At 65.9% G+C, this 16144-nt stretch carries 16 protein-coding genes; 9 read left to right on the top strand and 7 right to left on the bottom strand.

Annotated elements, in window-relative coordinates; translation table 11 throughout:
* Positions 1-3 precede the first annotated feature (3 nt).
* The 4 genes from HH308_RS24810 to HH308_RS24795 form a co-directional block, all read right to left on the bottom strand.
* The gene (locus HH308_RS24810; protein WP_170196947.1) at positions 4-885 is read right to left on the bottom strand and encodes an ABC transporter permease; all 882 of its coding nucleotides are present in this window, start codon (positions 883-885) and stop codon (positions 4-6) included.
* Positions 882-2294, bottom strand: a complete 1413-nt coding sequence (locus HH308_RS24805) for an ABC transporter substrate-binding protein (protein WP_170196946.1) — start codon at positions 2292-2294, stop codon at positions 882-884. The genes HH308_RS24810 and HH308_RS24805 overlap by 4 nt, the downstream gene beginning before the upstream one ends.
* A gap of 74 nt (positions 2295-2368) precedes the next feature.
* Positions 2369-2596, bottom strand: a complete 228-nt coding sequence (locus HH308_RS24800) for a 4Fe-4S dicluster domain-containing protein (protein WP_170196945.1) — start codon at positions 2594-2596, stop codon at positions 2369-2371.
* A gap of 2 nt (positions 2597-2598) precedes the next feature.
* A complete protein-coding gene (locus HH308_RS24795; RefSeq protein WP_170196944.1) occupies positions 2599-3363 on the bottom strand; it encodes a GntR family transcriptional regulator in 765 nt (254 codons plus the stop codon).
* A gap of 296 nt (positions 3364-3659) precedes the next feature.
* On the opposite strand from HH308_RS24795, the gene purL reads away from it, so the two are divergent.
* From purL to HH308_RS24775, 4 genes are all read left to right on the top strand, one after another.
* A complete protein-coding gene (purL, locus tag HH308_RS24790) occupies positions 3660-5945 on the top strand; it encodes a phosphoribosylformylglycinamidine synthase subunit PurL (RefSeq protein ID WP_170196943.1) in 2286 nt (761 codons plus the stop codon).
* Between the two features lie 601 nt (positions 5946-6546).
* Complete coding sequence (locus HH308_RS24785; RefSeq protein WP_170196942.1) at positions 6547-7032, top strand: CD225/dispanin family protein; 486 nt, start codon at positions 6547-6549, stop codon at positions 7030-7032.
* On the top strand, positions 7032-7478 hold the full coding sequence (locus HH308_RS24780; RefSeq protein ID WP_170196941.1) for a CD225/dispanin family protein: 447 nt from the start codon (positions 7032-7034) through the stop codon (positions 7476-7478). The genes HH308_RS24785 and HH308_RS24780 overlap by 1 nt, the downstream gene beginning before the upstream one ends.
* Positions 7479-7559: 81 nt before the next feature.
* Entirely contained in the window at positions 7560-7967 is a 408-nt protein-coding gene (locus HH308_RS24775; protein ID WP_312870844.1) for a DUF2752 domain-containing protein, read from the top strand.
* A gap of 2 nt (positions 7968-7969) precedes the next feature.
* Here HH308_RS24775 and HH308_RS24770 read toward each other — a convergent pair whose 3' ends face one another.
* Positions 7970-8272 carry an antibiotic biosynthesis monooxygenase family protein gene (locus HH308_RS24770; RefSeq protein WP_170196964.1) on the bottom strand — a complete coding sequence of 101 codons (303 nt, stop codon included), beginning with the start codon at positions 8270-8272 and terminating at the stop codon, positions 7970-7972.
* A gap of 118 nt (positions 8273-8390) precedes the next feature.
* Between HH308_RS24770 and HH308_RS29605 the strand changes: the two genes are divergently transcribed.
* Both HH308_RS29605 and HH308_RS24760 read left to right on the top strand, forming a co-directional pair.
* Positions 8391-9173 (top strand): hypothetical protein, encoded by a 783-nt coding sequence (locus tag HH308_RS29605; RefSeq protein ID WP_211188824.1) that lies wholly within the window; start codon positions 8391-8393, stop codon positions 9171-9173.
* Between the two features lie 34 nt (positions 9174-9207).
* Positions 9208-10287, top strand: a complete 1080-nt coding sequence (locus HH308_RS24760) for an NAD(P)H-dependent amine dehydrogenase family protein (protein ID WP_170196940.1) — start codon at positions 9208-9210, stop codon at positions 10285-10287.
* An 18-nt stretch (positions 10288-10305) separates the two neighbouring features.
* Here the strand turns inward: HH308_RS24760 and HH308_RS24755 are convergent, their stop codons facing one another.
* The gene (locus HH308_RS24755) at positions 10306-11814 is read right to left on the bottom strand and encodes a glutamate-cysteine ligase family protein (protein ID WP_170196939.1); all 1509 of its coding nucleotides are present in this window, start codon (positions 11812-11814) and stop codon (positions 10306-10308) included.
* A gap of 421 nt (positions 11815-12235) precedes the next feature.
* Between HH308_RS24755 and HH308_RS24750 the strand changes: the two genes are divergently transcribed.
* The 3 genes from HH308_RS24750 (at position 12236) to purM (ending at position 15518) form a co-directional block, all read left to right on the top strand.
* Complete coding sequence (locus HH308_RS24750) at positions 12236-12610, top strand: sterol carrier family protein (protein WP_211188831.1); 375 nt, start codon at positions 12236-12238, stop codon at positions 12608-12610.
* Between the two features lie 112 nt (positions 12611-12722).
* Positions 12723-14282 (top strand): amidophosphoribosyltransferase, encoded by a 1560-nt coding sequence (gene purF / locus HH308_RS24745; RefSeq protein WP_211188823.1) that lies wholly within the window; start codon positions 12723-12725, stop codon positions 14280-14282.
* Positions 14283-14411: 129 nt separating this feature from the next.
* Entirely contained in the window at positions 14412-15518 is a 1107-nt protein-coding gene (gene purM, locus HH308_RS24740; protein ID WP_170196936.1) for a phosphoribosylformylglycinamidine cyclo-ligase, read from the top strand.
* A gap of 300 nt (positions 15519-15818) precedes the next feature.
* Here the strand turns inward: purM and HH308_RS24735 are convergent, their stop codons facing one another.
* Positions 15819-15992, bottom strand: a complete 174-nt coding sequence (locus tag HH308_RS24735; RefSeq protein WP_170196935.1) for a DUF3073 domain-containing protein — start codon at positions 15990-15992, stop codon at positions 15819-15821.
* Positions 15993-16144 lie beyond the last annotated feature (152 nt).

Below are 16144 nucleotides of genomic sequence, written 5' to 3'. Positions count from 1 at the left end.
TCCTCAGCGCTCCTCGCCGCGCGGCAGCCACGCTGTGACGCGGCGTCCGACTATTTCGATTGCGCCCGAGGTCAATACACCGAGGGCGGCGATGGTGAACATCCCGACGAATACGCCGGGGTAATCGACGACGGTGTACGACTGCCAGGTCCGGTACCCGACGCCGAGGCGGCCGGAGATCATCTCCGCGGAGATCAAGCAGATCCATGCCACGCCCATGCCGACCGAGAGCCCGCCGAAGACACCGGGCATGATGCCCGGAAGAATCACCCGAAGCACCACGTCGCGTCGAGTGCCGCCCATCGTGCGGACCGATTCCTCCCAAATCGTGGGCAGCGCGCGCACCGCGTGCCGAGTGGATACGACGATGGGGAACAGTGCCGCGACGAACGTGATGAACACCATGCCCGCTTCGTCGGTCGGGAAGATCAGAATTGCGATGGGTACCAACGCGATCGCGGGAACGGGACGGGCCAGCTCGGTCAGCGTGCCGAGGGTGTCGCCGGCGAGAGCCGAGCGGCCCAGCGCGATGCCGAGCGGAATCCCGACCGCGGTGGCCAGCGCGAAGCCGACGCCGATGCGGATCAGCGACTGCCCCAGATCGAGGTAGTACTCGCCGCCGTGCAGCCGCCGCCACCACGCCGACGCGACCTCGGTGGGTGCCGGAATGGTGTCGAAGTGCAGCCACAGTACGACGTCGGCGGTGGCGAGCCACTGCCACAGGGCAAGTGCCGCAACGACTGTCGCCACCCGAAGCGGCCAGCGCCACGAGCTGCGCGGCACCCGCGCCGAGCGCGTCGTCGCCGCTGCGGTTGCGGACGGCGCCGCTGCGGACGACGTCGGACCGGTCGTGCGCAGCGTGTCCGGGTAGGTTCCGGCGGTCATTGCTTGACCTCGGTGAGCGCCTGGTCGTAGCTCACCACGACGGCTCCCGGATGCGACCGCTGGTAGGTTCGGGCGCTGTCGTCGGTGGTGAACGCCTGGTAAGTCGCACCGTCGTGCAGCCAGATGGAGTGGTCGGCGAACCAGCGGGTGCCCAGGACGGGGTCGGTGATGTAGGCCGCTGTGATCTTGGCGCCGGATGCCCTGGCGGACTGTACGAGTCGGAGCAGTGCGGTGGCGTCGGAAACCTTCTTGGTCTCGGTGCCGGTGTACCAGACCTCGCCTGATGCCTCGCCGCTGACGGAGTCGCTCCCCGACTGACCGCCCGCTCGGTTGAGGAGTGCGGTGTAGTCGCCGCCGGTCTCGGTCACCGCCGTGCGCAGCGGGCCGTCGTTGACGAAGGTGGACAGATCGACCGGATTGGGAAAGGAGCCAATGGATTTCAGGTATGCCTTGTCACCGTTGAGGGCGGCGATCAGCGACGGTTTGAGGGCCGGGTTGAAGTCGGTGCCGCCTGGACCGTTGTAGAGGTAGACCACCTCGGCGGGCAGGCCGCTGGCTTTGGCGACGGTCTGCGAGGCGGCGAGCGGGTCCGCGGCCAGTGCCTTGGTGGCGTCGAGTTGCGCTTTGAGGAACGCGTCGATCACCTCGGGGTGTCCTTTGGTGAACGCGTTGCGCGCGATGGTGCCGTGCAGCGTCGGAACGCCCAGCTGCGCACCGTCGTAGACGAGTCGTGCCTTGTTCTGGAAGACCAGCAGGCCGGGCCATGCCACGAACTGGGCGAGCGCGTCGACCTTGCCCGCCTCCAGCGCGGACGACCCCACCTGTGGCTGCTGGTTGGTGATGTCGACGTCGGTGGCGTCGATGCCTGCCTGCTTCAAGCCGGCGAGCAAGGTGCCGTGGCCAGCCGATCCGACGCTCGCGGACACCCGTTTGCCGGCGAGGTCGCGGATCGAGGTGATGGGCGAATCCGGTTTGGCGACAACCATGTTCAGCGATCCCCGGGGCGACGAGCCGGTGACCGCCAGGACCGACGTCGCCGTGGCGGGGTTGGCGTCGGCACGGGACCCGTTGATCAGCAACGGATAATCCCCCATGGAGCCGATGTCGATCTTTCCGGCGATCATGCCGGTGGTGATGGGTGCGCCGGTGTCGTAGTCCTCCCAGCGCACCTTGTAGTGCTTGCCGGTCTTCTCGGTGACTTCGTCGAGACGTTTCTCCAGGTCACCGCGGGCGCGCAGCAGCGTGCCCGCCGTGACGGTGTTGATGGTCTTGGACTGGTACCCGACCACGACCTGCGTGGCGTCGGCGGAGTCGTCGCCGGACAGGGAGCAGCCGGCGACGGTGAGAGTCGCCGCCGTCACCAACGCGAACAACGGGGCGAGGCGAGTGAGCGGAGTGTTTCTGGGCATGGCGGAACCTCACGGGCTGTGATGGGCTGAGCGGGCTGTGAAAGACGTTGTGGTGCTGTGATGTTCGGCGGGTATCAGCGCAGCAGGTAGGGCATGTTGACGGTGACCGCGCCGGTGGGGCAGCGAATGGCGCACGGCCCGCAGTACCAGCACTCGTCGACGTGCATGAACGCCTTGCCCGACTCGGGGTTGATGGCCAGCGAATCGAGGGGACACACCTCCACGCACAATGTGCACCCCTCGATGCACAGTGACTCGTCGATGGTGACCGGAACGTCGGAGCGGGTATTGATGAGTGTCATGGTCAGTCCCCTGATCTGATGGTGTCGCGGAAGGCTGTGGCGTGCAACGAGATTCGATCGCTGCGCATACGGATGTATTCGAGGTCGACCGGCCGCGCGTGCGGGCCGAGCGAAGTGAGCCGCTCCAGCAGCAGGATGGCCGTGCCGGGCGGAACGTCGAGGTTGGCCGCCGAATGCGGGTCGGCGTTAGCGGCTTCGACGCTTTGCTGCGCGGAGTGCAGGCGCTGTCCGGAGATCTGTTCGAGCAGCGCGAAGACATCGTTGTTCTCGATGTCGTGGGCGATCAGCGGGATGCCGAGGTCGGGGACGAGGTAGGTCAGGTCGAGGCTCACCGGTTCGTCGTTGAGGAGCCGGATCCGTTCGATGTAGACGGCTTCGACGCCGGTCTCCAGGCGCAGCCGGCGGGCCACCGCCGCAGGCGGCCGCAGCAGTGTCGCCACCCGCACCTCGTTGCGGACGTCGCCGTGACTGACGAGTGTCTCCTTCAATCCGCGCAGGGCGTCGAGCCCGTGTTCGGCTTTGCGTCGAACGACGTGGGTGCCGACACGCGGGGCACGGTCGATGAGCCCCTCCGCGGCGAGAATCGACAGCGCATCGCGCACCACATTGCGGGAGACGCCGAATTCCGCAGACAGGTCACGTTCGTCCAATGACCCGGTGTGCTCGCCCCGGTCGATTCCGCGGCGCAGCACGTCGCTGACGACGCGGGCGTCGTCAGCGCGGACGCGGCGTGTGTCAGCGCGTCCGATTTCGGTCCTGATCTGCATGAATAGGCAGCGTAGGGCCATTGGGCGAGGCGCCGGGGCGGCGTCGAAGACACCCTTGACGCACCTGCGGTCATTACGCCACCCCGGCGTGGACGCCGATCCTCGCGACCTGCGGGTACGTCGAATGAGCAGGGCATTGCGCCACCTCGCGGTACGCCGTCGGGAATTGAACCCAGCGTGCGCGAAAGTGACGGCGAGCAGACGCGACCCGACTCTGAGATGATCGCGGCGCCGACGTCGTCGGCGTGCCCCACGTGCGTCGGGGTACCTCCACGACGTCCCCTAAACTGGTCCGAGTGAGCGCACACCCCGATACCGTGTCCGACGCTGCGGCCTCCGCAGATCTGCCCCAGCCCTACCGTGAACTCGGTCTCAAGGACGACGAGTACGCGCGTATCAAGGAAATTCTCGGTCGTCGCCCCACTGACGCCGAGCTCGCGATGTATTCGATCATGTGGTCTGAGCACTGCAGCTACAAGTCGTCGAAGGTTCACCTGCGGTACTTCGGCGAGACCACGACCGACGAGATGCGTTCGCGCATGTTGGCCGGTATCGGGGAGAACGCCGGCGTCGTCGACATCGGCGACGGCTGGGCGGTGACGTTCAAGGTCGAATCACACAATCACCCGTCGTATGTCGAGCCGTATCAGGGGGCGGCGACCGGTGTCGGAGGAATCGTCCGCGACATCATGGCGATGGGCGCGCGCCCGATCGCGGTGATGGACCAGCTGCGCTTCGGCGCGGCCGATCACCCCGACACTCGCCGGGTCGTCGACGGCGTGGTCCGCGGCATCTCCGGCTACGGCAACTCGCTCGGTCTGCCCAACGTCGGCGGCGAGACCGTCTTCGACCCGAGCTACCAGGGCAACCCGCTCGTCAACGCGCTGTGCGCGGGCGTGCTGCGCACCGAGGACCTCAAGCTGGCCTTCGCCTCCGGCGCGGGCAACAAGATCATCCTGTTCGGTGCGCGCACCGGACTCGACGGCATCGGCGGTGTGTCGGTGCTGGCGTCGGAGACGTTCGACGACGGCGACGATTCGGGGCCGAACCGGAAGAAGTTGCCGAGTGTGCAGGTCGGTGACCCGTTTACCGAGAAGGTGCTCATCGAGTGCTGTCTCGACCTGTACCGGGCCGGCATCGTGGTAGGGATCCAGGATCTCGGTGGAGCCGGGTTGTCTTGTGCCACTTCGGAATTGGCTGCGGCCGGCGATGGCGGCATGCATATCGACCTCGACTTGGTGCCGATGCGCGCGGTGGGCATGACCCCGGCCGAGGTGCTGTCGAGCGAGTCGCAGGAACGCATGTGCGCCGTCGTCGCGCCGGAGAACGTCGAGCGCTTCATGGACGTGTGCCGCAAGTGGGATGTGCTGGCGACGGTGATCGGTGAGGTGACCGACGGTGAGCGCCTGATCATCGACTGGCACGGCGAGACCGTCGTCGACGTTCCGCCGCGCACCGTCGCACACCAGGGCCCGGTGTATGAGCGTCCCGTCGAGCGGCCCGCGTCGCAGGACGAGGTGATCGCGTCGACGACAGCGGGCCTGGCCCGGCCCTCGACGTCGGATGAGTTGCGCGCGACGACTCTGGAGTTGCTCGCCTCCCCGGCGCTGTGCAGCCGCAAGTTCATCACCGAGCAGTACGACCGCTACGTCCGCGGCAACACTGTCCTGGCCGAGAACGCCGACTCGGGTGTCATCCGCATCGACGAAGAGACCGGTCGCGGCATCGCGTTGGCCACCGACGCGTCGGGCCGCTACACCTTCCTCGATCCGTACCGCGGTGCGCAACTGGCGCTGGCCGAGGCGTATCGCAATGTCGTGGTGACCGGTGCGACGCCGTCGGCCGTGACCAACTGCCTCAACTTCGGATCGCCCGAGGACCCCGCCGTGATGTGGCAGTTCCAGCAGGCGGTCCGCGGCCTCGCCGACGGCTGCGCACAGCTCGGGATCCCGGTGACCGGCGGAAACGTCAGCTTCTACAACCAGACCGGCTCGACGCCGATTCTCCCGACTCCGGTCGTCGGCGTGCTGGGTGTGATCGACGACGTGCGACGCCGTACTCCCGTCGGTATTGGCACCGAACCCGGCGAGACGCTGATCCTGCTCGGCGAGACTCGCGATGAGTTCGACGGATCGATCTGGTCGCAGGTGGTTCACGACCATCTCGGCGGTGTGCCACCGATCGTCGATCTCACCCACGAGCAGCTGCTCGGTGAGATCCTGGTAGCGGCGTCTCGCGACGGCCTGATCTCGGCCGCCCACGACCTCTCCGAAGGCGGACTGATCCAGGCGGTCATCGAGGCGGCACTCGCCGGTGAGACCGGTTGTCGGGTCATTCTGCCGGAGGGCGCGGATCCGTTCGTCACCCTGTTCTCCGAATCGGCGGGCCGCGTGCTGGTCGCGGTTCCGCGGACCGAGGAGTCACGTTTTTCGGCGATGCTCGATGCCCGCGGCATGCCGTGGACCCGGATCGGCGTCGTCGATCAGGGCAGCGACGCGGTCAGCGTTCAAGATCATTTCGAGATTCCGCTGGCCGAACTGCACGAGACGTTCGAGCGGACTCTGCCGGCTCTGTTCGGCTGAAGTATCGCGGCTGCGCCGGTCGTCGATCGGCGCAGCGGGTTGTCGCCTGTGGATTGAGGGAGTGCAGCGAGTCGAAATCATGGTGGCACTATCGATTTCGGTCAGTGCTGGGGTGGTTTCGACTCGTTGCGCTCGCTCAACCAGCGGGAGGGGCTTCGTTTCGCTCAACCGACGGGGAGGGGGCTTCGTTTGGCTCAACCGGCGGGAGGGGCTGGGCTTCGCTCAGCCGGCGGGAGGGGCTTCGTTTCGCTCAACCGACGGGGAGGGGGCTTCGTTTGGCTCAACCGGCGGGAGGGGCTGGGCTTCGCTCAGCCGGCGGGAGGGGCTTCGTTTCGCTCAGCCGGCGGGAGGGGCTTCGTTTCGCTCAGCCGGCGGGAGGGGCTGGGGCTTCGTTTCTCTCAGCCGGCGGGAGTGCGGCGGTTGCGCCTCACCTATTCGAATACCTCCGTCATTTGGACGGCAGAGGTCGCCACCGGGTCCTCTCGCGGAGATCCGTCGGGTTTAGTACTCTCGACGCACTCACACTGATCGATCGCTGTGATCTGTTTGATCGGAGCCTCGATCAGGTTCATGCGCATCCCGACGAAGGCAGGACTCTTCGATGACCAGCCCATATGGCAGCGGCGACAACAACGATCCGTATAGCAAGCAGCCGCACGACCCGCAGCAGCCGCAGTACGGGCAGCAGCCACCGCAGTACGGACAGCAGCCGCAATATGGGCAGCCGCCGCAGTATGGACAACAGCCGCAGTACGGGCAGCCGGCCCAGCCCTACGGGGCGGCTCCGCAGTTCGGCGCTCCCGGCGGGACGCCTCCCGCGGACAACCTGGTGTGGGGGATCGTCGTCACCGTTCTGGGCGTCATCTGCTGTGCCTGGTTGCCGCTTCCGTTCGGCATCGTGTCGATCGTCAAGGCGACGTCGGTGAAGAAGCTTTGGGCCGCAGGCGATTTCGCCGGTGCGCAGGCTGCCGCCGACGATGCGAAGAAGTGGGCGATCTGGGGCGCCATCGCGTGGGTGATCGGTTTCGTCATCGCCATCATCATCAACGTCGCGTACGGCGGTATCTGGTTTGCGAGTAGCCGCTGATGACTTATCCCAATGATCCGTACGGTCAGCAAGACCCATACGGCCAGCAGCCTCAATACGGCCAACCGCAATACGGGCAGCCACAATACGGTCAACCGCAGTACGGTCAACCGCAATACGGAATGCCGATGGGCCCGGAGCCCGACAACAACCTCGTGTGGGCGATTCTGTGCACGGTGCTGTGCTGTCTGCCGCTCGGCATCGTCGCGATTGTGAAATCGACGTCGGTGAGCAAATTGTGGGCGACCGGAGATTACGCGGGTGCTCAGCGTGCGGCCGACGAGGCGAAGAAGTGGGCGATGTGGGGCGCGATCATTTCGGTGGTCGTCTATGTGCTCGCAATCATCGCCTATGTCGTCTTTTTCGTTATTCTCGTGGGTGTCGCCAGCACCGTCCCCGACTACACTCCCTCGTATACCTACACCTATACGACTCCGAGTTACTGAGGAAGACCCCTGACCCGAACTGATTCTCCGCAAACCCGGCCGGTACCGTTCACCGACCGGGTTCTCGGTGCGGTCAGCAAGGTGAGTCATCACAAGATCGCCGGGCCCGCTGTCGTCGTGGGGCTGGCGACAGTCGGCTGCGTGGGAATCTGGTTCGCCGATCCGACGACGCCGGGCGGGCCTGCGCCGGTGTGCCCGACGAAGTTGCTGTTCGGAATCGACTGCCCGGGGTGCGGATCGTTGCGGGCGATCTATTCGCTGCTGCACGGTGACCTGGGCGCGGCCATTCGGTACAACGCTGTCGGCGTCGTCTGCATGGCGTTGCTGCTCTGGGCTTTTGGGGCATACTGCATCGGATTGTGGCGCGGGCGCCGAGTTCGCAGCTGGCAGCATCAGCGCTGGGCGGCGGTCACCTTCCTGGTCATGATCGGGGTGTGGTTCGTCATCCGCAACATCCCGGTATATCCGTTCAGCGTATTGAAAGTGTGAGTTCAGGCGTCGGCGGCGACGATCGGCCGATAATGTTCGACTTCCGGGAATGGGTCATAGAAATGATGGAGAAGTTCGCGCCATCGGTGATAGTCCGACGATTTCCGGAAGCCGACGGTGTGCGCTTCCAGTGATTCCCATTCGACGATAAGCAGATAATTCGATGGTGATTCGATGCCACGCGACAATGTCAGCGAGCAGAATCCCGGCATTGCCGAAATAATCGATCTGGCCTGAGCGAAAGCGGTCTCGAATTCAACTTCCGTTCCCGGGCGAACCGGTAGGACGACGTGTTCGACGATCATGACCACCACGCTAACCGCTGCGACGACGCCGGTAGCGGCAGACGAGCACAGACGCAGGTATTCTGGCGAGAATCGCCGGTATTTGAAGATCGCCGCGGATGCGAGCATTGGAGTTCTGATGAGTTATGACCCGTACGGTCGGCAGCCCGATCAACAACAGCCCTATCAACAACAGCAGCCGCCGACCGGACAGCAGTTCGGTCAGCCGGGATTCGGTCAGCCGCAGCCTTACGGTCAGCAGCCTTATGGTCAGCAACCCGGCTTTGGCACGCAACCCGGCTACGGTCAGCAACCCGGTTACGGTCAGCAACCCGGCTATGGTCAGCCGCAGCCTTACGGTCAGCAGTATCCGGGTGCGCCGACGCCGGACTATGCGGCATACGGCCAGCAGTACGGACAGCCGGGACTCGGGGGTTACCCGTATCAGCCCAAACCGTCGGGTGCGACGGCCACGACCGCGGCGGTGCTGGCCTTCCTGGGCGTCGTACACATGGTGGTGATTCTCGTCGGTGCCGGTATCGCCATGGCTGCTGGTTCACAACTCAACCTGAGCGAGTTCGGCGGTGGGTTCACGGCGATCATGATCGGCGAGATCGTTGTCGCGATCGTCGTCGGCGCGCTGCTCACCGCGGGAGGTGTACAGATCTTGCGGCATCGATTGACCGGCCGGACGTTGATTACCGCGGGTTGCAGCGTATTCATCGCGCTATCGCTGATCGGAAACATCGTCAGCTGGGCGATGTGGGGATCGGTCATTGGCGGGACGGGGCTGTCGTCGGACACGAAAGCCGGTTATGCCGCCGGATCTGTCGTCGGTGCGCTGTGCTTTCTGCTATTCCCCGTCATCACCCTGGTTCTCGCGTGCGCCCCGTCGACCAAGAAGTGGATCCTGGCAAACTGAAACGTGTTCTACTTGAGTCCTCTACTGTCGAAGCATGACTCTGCGAATCGTCGAATGGTCGACGGGAACTGTCGGACGCCACGCCATCGCGGGAATCGATGCGCACCCAGACCTTGAACTGGTCGGCGTGTGGGTGTCGGATCCGGGCAAGGTCGGACGCGACGCCGGCGACCTCGCCGGCCTGGGGCGCGAACTCGGCGTCGTCGCGACCGATGATCGCGAGGCGCTGTTCGCGTTGAAGCCCGACGCGATCGTGCATACGGCGATGACCGACGATCGGATCATCGAGGCCATCGATGATCTGGTTTCGTTCCTGGAAGCCGGCATCAACGTCGTGTCGAGCGGGCCGGTTGTCCTGCAGTATCCGATGGGAGTGATCCCCGAGCAGATGGTGAACAGGATCGTCGAGGCGGGTAGAGCCGGCGGGGCGAGCCTGCACGTCAACGGCATCGACCCTGGATTCGCGAATGATGTTCTGCCACTTGCCATGACAAGCTTGTCGCAGCGCATCGACGAAGTGCGCTGTCAGGAGATCGCCGACTACTCCACCTACTACCAGCCGGTCGTGATGAAGCAGATCTTCGGCTTCGGCGAGCCGATGGACACCACGCCGATGCTGCTCAATCCGGGGGTGTTGTCGCTGGCGTGGGGCAGTGTGGTTCGGCAACTCGCCGCGGGGCTGGGCGTGACGCTCGACGAGCCGCTCGTCGAGCGGGTGGAACGCGTTGCGGCAGAACGGGATTACTCGACGGTCTCGGTGGACGTCGCAGCCGGCACGATGGCCGCGTTGCGCTTCGAGGTGGTCGGGCAGGTGGGCGGTGTCGATCGAATCGTGTTGGAGCACTACACCCGGACGCACCCCGATCAGTGTCCGACGTGGCCGAAACCGGCCAAGGGCGACGGCTGCTATCGCGTCATCGTCAGCGGCGAACCCGACATGGAAGTCGAGTTCACCCACCACGGTGAGAACGGCGACCACAATGTGTCCGGCATGATCGTGACGGCTCAGCGCCTGATCAACGCGGTCGGGGCGGTGGTCGCCGCCGCACCGGGGTTGGTAACGGCGCTCGACCTTCCGATGGTGTCCGGGCGGGGACTGGTGGCGCGAGCGTAAGACCCCGCCGCGCGGCCGTCACAACGCCCAGGTGTGCGCCGGCTCTCCCTCATGCATGAGCGCGACATAGTCGGCGAGCATCCCCGCCAGCGCGGTGGCCCGATCGTCGCCCGCTGCCTCGCGCGCGCTGACCGAACGACGCTGCCACTCCGAGCCGGTCTGGCGTGACAGGCATCGGCCTTCGATCACCGACAGGTACCGGGATCGGGCTTTGGCGGAGACGCCGAACGACTGCAGCCCGGCGTCGGCGATCGGCAGCAGCTTGCGCAGGGTGAGCTCGTCCGGGCGTACCCAGCCGACCTTCGGCCAATACAGTTGTGCGCCAAAGCCTTCGCGGGCGCCGGAGTGCAGGTTCTCGGCGGCGGCGTCGAACGACATCTGCGACCAGACCGGCCGATCCTGCTCGACGAGCCCGCGCAGCAGTCCGTAATAGAAGGCGGCGTTGGCCATCGTGTCGACGACGGTCGGTCCGGCCGGCAGTACGCGGTTCTCGACGCGCAGGTGCGCATGGCCGTCGACGACGTCGTAGACCGGACGGTTCCACCGGTACACGGTTCCGTTGTGCAGGCGCAGTTCATCGAGGTTGGGGATGCCGCCGTGCTCGAGTACGTCGAGCGGGTTGATGTCGGTGGAGACCGGCAGCAGGGCGGGGAAGTAGCGGGTGTTCTCCTCGAACAGGTCGAAGATGGTGGTGATCCACCGCTCGCCGAACCACACGCGGGGGCGGACGCCCTGGTTCTTGAGTTCCAACGGCCGTGTGTCGGTCGCCTGTTCGAAGACGGCGATCCGACTCTCGTGCCACAGTGCCGAACCGGCGAAGAACGGCGAGTTGCCCGACAGTGCGACCTGAATTCCCGCGATGGCTTGTGCCGCGTTCCAATGGTCGGCGAAGTCTTCGGGGGCGACGCGCAGATGCAACTGCAACGACGTGCACGCGGCTTCTGGAACGATCGAATCGGTGGTCAACCGCAACCGTTCGGGCTTGCTGTCGGAGTCGAGCTCGACGCCGGTGATGTCGATCTCGATGTCTTCGCCGCGCGCGGCGAAGATCTGCTCGTTGAGCAGTCCGTAACGGGGATTCGCCGACAGGGCTTGATCGGAGAAGTGCTCCGCGGTCAGCGTCGGCAGCATGCCGGTCATCACGAGATGCGTGTCGATCGCCGCGGCACGAGCCTCGGCGTTGTTCAGAGAGGCCCGCAACTGTTGTTCGAGGGCGAGCGTCTCGTCATCGGTCAGCGGCCGCGGCGCGACATTGATCTCGATGTTGAACTGGGCGAGCTCGGTCTGAAAGTCCGGGTCGGCGATGCTGTCGAGCACGGCGGCGTTGGCGAGCGCCGGCGCCATCTCGGCGTCGACCAGGTTGAGCTCCACCTCCATACCGAGGAGCGGCTCGGGCGGCTTGCCGTGGTCGGTGAACAGCCCGTCGGAGAGCATTCGAGCGATCGCCTCGGTGCCGCGTGACACCTGACGTCGGAACTGGACCCGGTCGTCGCCGGTGAATGTGCGTTTCGCCACATCGATACCCATCGCATAATCGTGCAACACCGACGGGGCGACTCGTGGCGAAAATCGGGTGATCGGGTGGGCGTCGACGCCCGGGTTGCCGTTTCCGATCGTCCGTCGAGCAGTGGCAGCGTTGCGACGTCGGCTTGCGGCACCTCGATACACCGAAGCTCGCGAGCTCGCTTCGGCACTCGGTGAGCGGGAGGGGGCGGTGCTGGGCGAGCGGGGTGGCACTCGGTGAGCGGGAGGGGGGTGCTCGGCGAGCGGGCGGCACTCGGTGAGCGGGAGGGGTGGTGCTGGGCGAGCGGGCGGCACTCGGTGAGCGGGAGGGGTGGTGCTGGGCGAGCGGCCGTGGCTTCGGTGTGCTGTTCGCCACACCGGCGCCGTCGGGGGCGTCGGGCACCATAGACGGGTGACTCGCCCGAAAACAGTTGATCCTGCGCAGATGCGCGCCGCCGTGCTGGCGACCGTCGACTGGCTTGCCGACGACACCGTCGAGCAGCCCGATCGAGCGACGTTGGCGGCGGCCGTGCGGCAGTCGGCACGGACCCTCGCGCAGCTGGCTCCGGGCGCATCGGTCGAGGTCCGCGTTCCGCCGTTCGTCGCGGTGCAGTGCATCGCCGGACCTCGGCACACACGTGGGACGCCGCCCAACGTCGTCGAGACGACGCCTCGAACATGGCTCGCGCTGGTCGCCGGGCTGGCCGATTTCGACGACGCGGTGGCTCGTGGCGACGTCTCCGCATCCGGGTCGCGGGCCGGTGAGGTGGGCGATCACCTGCCCCTGATCCGGGTTCGAGGGCACGGCGTCGGGGATTAATATCGGCCGTTTCCCGCGTTGTCAGATTCGGAGTTGGTGCTGACCGGCCGGTAGACTGAGCCCTGCGCCTCCCCGCACCAGCCCACCCAACCCGGGAGTCCTTGTGGCAGACATGTCAGTTAACACCCCGAATCTTCTTGTCTCCGAAGATGTTTCGGAGAACGAGCCGCGCGAAGAGTGTGGTGTGTTCGGAGTGTGGGCACCTGGCGAAGACGTCGCCAAGCTCAGCTACTACGGCCTGTACGCGCTGCAGCACCGCGGTCAGGAAGCGGCGGGCATCGCGGTGGGTGACGGCTCGCAGGTCATCGTCTTCAAGGATCTAGGCCTGGTCAGTCAGGTTTTCGACGAGCAGACCATGGCTGCGATGGTCGGTCACGTCGCCGTCGGGCACTGCCGCTACTCGACCACCGGTTCCACCACCTGGGAGAACTCCCAACCGATCTTCCGTACGACCGCCGCAGGTACCGGCGTTGCGCTCGGCCACAACGGCAACCTCGTGAACACCGCTGAACTCGCCAGCCGAGCCCGAGAGCTCGGGCTCACCGGCAACGGCGGTGCGACGTCGGATTCTGACGTCCTGGGCGCATTGCTAGCGCACGGCGCGGCCGACCGCACCATCGAGCAGGCCGCGATGGAACTGCTGCCGACGGTCAAGGGCGCCTTCTGCCTCACTTTCATGGACGAGAACACGCTGTATGCGGCGCGTGATCCGCACGGGGTGCGTCCGCTGTCACTCGGCCGCCTCGACCGCGGCTGGGTGGTCGCCTCGGAGACCGCGGCCCTCGACATCGTCGGCGCCTCCTTCGTCCGCGACATCGAACCCGGTGAACTCCTGGCCATCGATGCCGACGGCGTGCGCACCAAGCGGTTCGCCGAGCCGACGCCGAAGGGCTGCGTGTTCGAATACGTCTACCTCGCCCGACCGGACAGCGTGATCAACGGCCGCAGCGTGCACGCCACCCGCGTCGACATCGGACGCCGCCTTGCCCGGGAACACCCGGCCGACGGCGACCTGGTGATTCCGGTCCCGGAGTCGGGGACGCCCGCGGCGGTCGGCTACGCGCAGGAGTCGGGCATTCCCTACGGCCAGGGGCTGATGAAGAACGCTTACGTCGGACGGACCTTCATCCAGCCGTCGCAGACCATCCGGCAGCTGGGCATCCGCCTCAAGCTGAATCCGCTCAAAGACGTGATCCGCGGTAAACGCCTTGTGGTAGTTGATGATTCGATCGTCCGCGGAAACACGCAGCGGGCGTTGATCCGGATGTTGCGCGAGGCGGGCGCCGCCGAGGTGCACGTGCGTATCGCGTCGTCGCCGGTCCGTTGGCCCTGCTTCTACGGCATCGACTTCGCGTCACCCGCGGAGCTGATCGCCAACGGCATGGAGTCCGAAGAGGGCATGGTCGACGGTGTCCGGCAGGCCATCGGCGCCGACTCGCTCGGCTACATCAGCGCGGACGAGATGATCAACGCGACCCACCAGCCGGCGTCGAAGCTGTGCGCCGCCTGCTTCGACGGGAAGTATCCGATCCCGCTGCCGAGAGAGACGTCGATGGGCAAAGCGGTGCTCGAGACGATGCTGAAGAACGCGGCCGAGGATCTCGGCGACGGCCCGAAGGTCGATCCGCTGACCACCGCCAACGACAATGTCAGCGCGATCATGCGTCCGTGATGTAACGCGTGACGCGCCGCACAGGAGAGCCGACGTGACTGTCTGTCCGAGCGGCCGGTCGGGTAGCGTAAAGCCGGTCTGTCCGAGCGGCAGGTCTTCTTTCACTCGATCTCGCAGGAGTCCATCACCATGTCCGATCGCGATGCCGGTCACTACGACGCACCTTCGGCTGGAGCTTCCTACGCAGCGGCCGGCGTCGACATCGACGCAGGTGAACGCGCGGTCGAATTGTTCAAGCCGCACGCCAAACGTGCGACCCGACCCGAGGTGATGGGCGGTCTCGGCGGATTCGCGGGGCTGTTCGCACTGAAGGGCGACTATCGCGAGCCGGTGCTCGCGGCGTCGAGCGACGGTGTCGGCACCAAGCTCGCGGTGGCGCAGGCGATGGGCGTTCACCACACCGTCGGACGCGACCTGGTCGCCATGGTCGTCGACGACCTCGTGGTCTGCGGCGCCGAGCCGCTGTTCCTGCAGGACTACATCGCCATCGGCAAGGTCGTGCCCGAGGTAGTCGCCGACATCGTCAAAGGCATCGCCGACGGCTGCGTCATCGCCGGCTGCGCACTGCTCGGCGGTGAGACCGCCGAACACCCCGGTCTGATGGAAGACGGCCACTACGACATCTCGGCGACCGGCGTCGGTGTGGTCGAGGCGGATTCGATTCTGTCCGCCGAGAAGGTTCGCCCCGGCGACGTCGTGATCGCGATGGGATCGTCGGGTCTGCACTCCAACGGCTACTCGCTGGCCCGCAAGGTGTTGCTGGACTGGGGACACATGGACGTCAACGGGCACGTCGAGGAGTTCGGCCGAAGCCTGGGCGAGGAGTTGCTGGAGCCGACGCGCATCTACGCGCGTGATTGCCTCGCACTCGCCGCCGAGACCGACGTCCGCACCTTCGCGCACATCACCGGCGGCGGGTTGGCCGACAACTTGGGCCGCGTCCTCCCGCCGGGACTCGTCGCCGAGCTCGACCGCGGCACCTGGTCACCCGCGCCGATCTTCTCGATGATCGCGCAGCGGGGACGAGTGGCACGCGAAGAGATGGAGCGCACCTTCAACATGGGTGTCGGGATGGTCGCCATCGTCGCGCCCGAAGACACCGATCGCGCACAGGCGGTGCTGACCGCCAAGCACGTGAACAACTGGGTGCTGGGCTCGATCAAGCGCGCGGGCGAATCGACCGACGGCGCGAAGACCGGGTCGGCGCTCTTGCTGGGCGAACACTCGCGGTTCTGACCACGCGGTAAGGGTCAACAGGCCGGTTCCTCGTGCTGAAATGCACGCGGAGCCGGCCGGCTGCGTTTCTGGAAGGACGTGCGCTGAATCGAACGACGGCGTCGGCGGCATGCGTTTTCGACAGGGACCCGCATGCGCCGAAGTCGACGTACGACTCAGCATGAGATGACTTTCGTGGCACGAATGCCACGCGTGAAGGCAACACACGTTCACCCGACTTGCTTGCACAAGTCGGGTGATTAGCGGTTGCGCCCCCGTAGGGCGGAGAACTACCTCAGGAGGGGAAGGTGGTTAGTCGCGTCAAGCGCGACGCCACTCGTCTTCTTCAGCCCAATCGTCCACCGGATCGTGTCGTTCCGGTGCACCGGACCCGGACAGCTCGCGTTGCAAGCTGTCGAAGTCGGTGTTGGGTGTGGAGTACTTGAGCTGACGAGCAACTTTCGTCTGCTTTGCCTTTGCCCGGCCGCGGCCCATTTGGGACCCCCTCGCACAATGACGGGGCGACCAAACTGGTGGCGGCCCCGTTCTAGGTTAGGAATTTCTGTCGTGATGAACAGTCTAGCGCGCTCGCGACGATAATGCGGACTCACACCCCAGGTGTGGCGAAAAGTCCGGCGGGCGGTCGG

Source organism: Gordonia asplenii, from assembly GCF_012933505.1.
In the GTDB taxonomy this organism is placed as follows: domain Bacteria; phylum Actinomycetota; class Actinomycetes; order Mycobacteriales; family Mycobacteriaceae; genus Gordonia; species Gordonia asplenii.
Note: the sequence above shows the minus strand (reverse complement) of the source record. Positions and strands in the feature narration are given on the sequence as shown.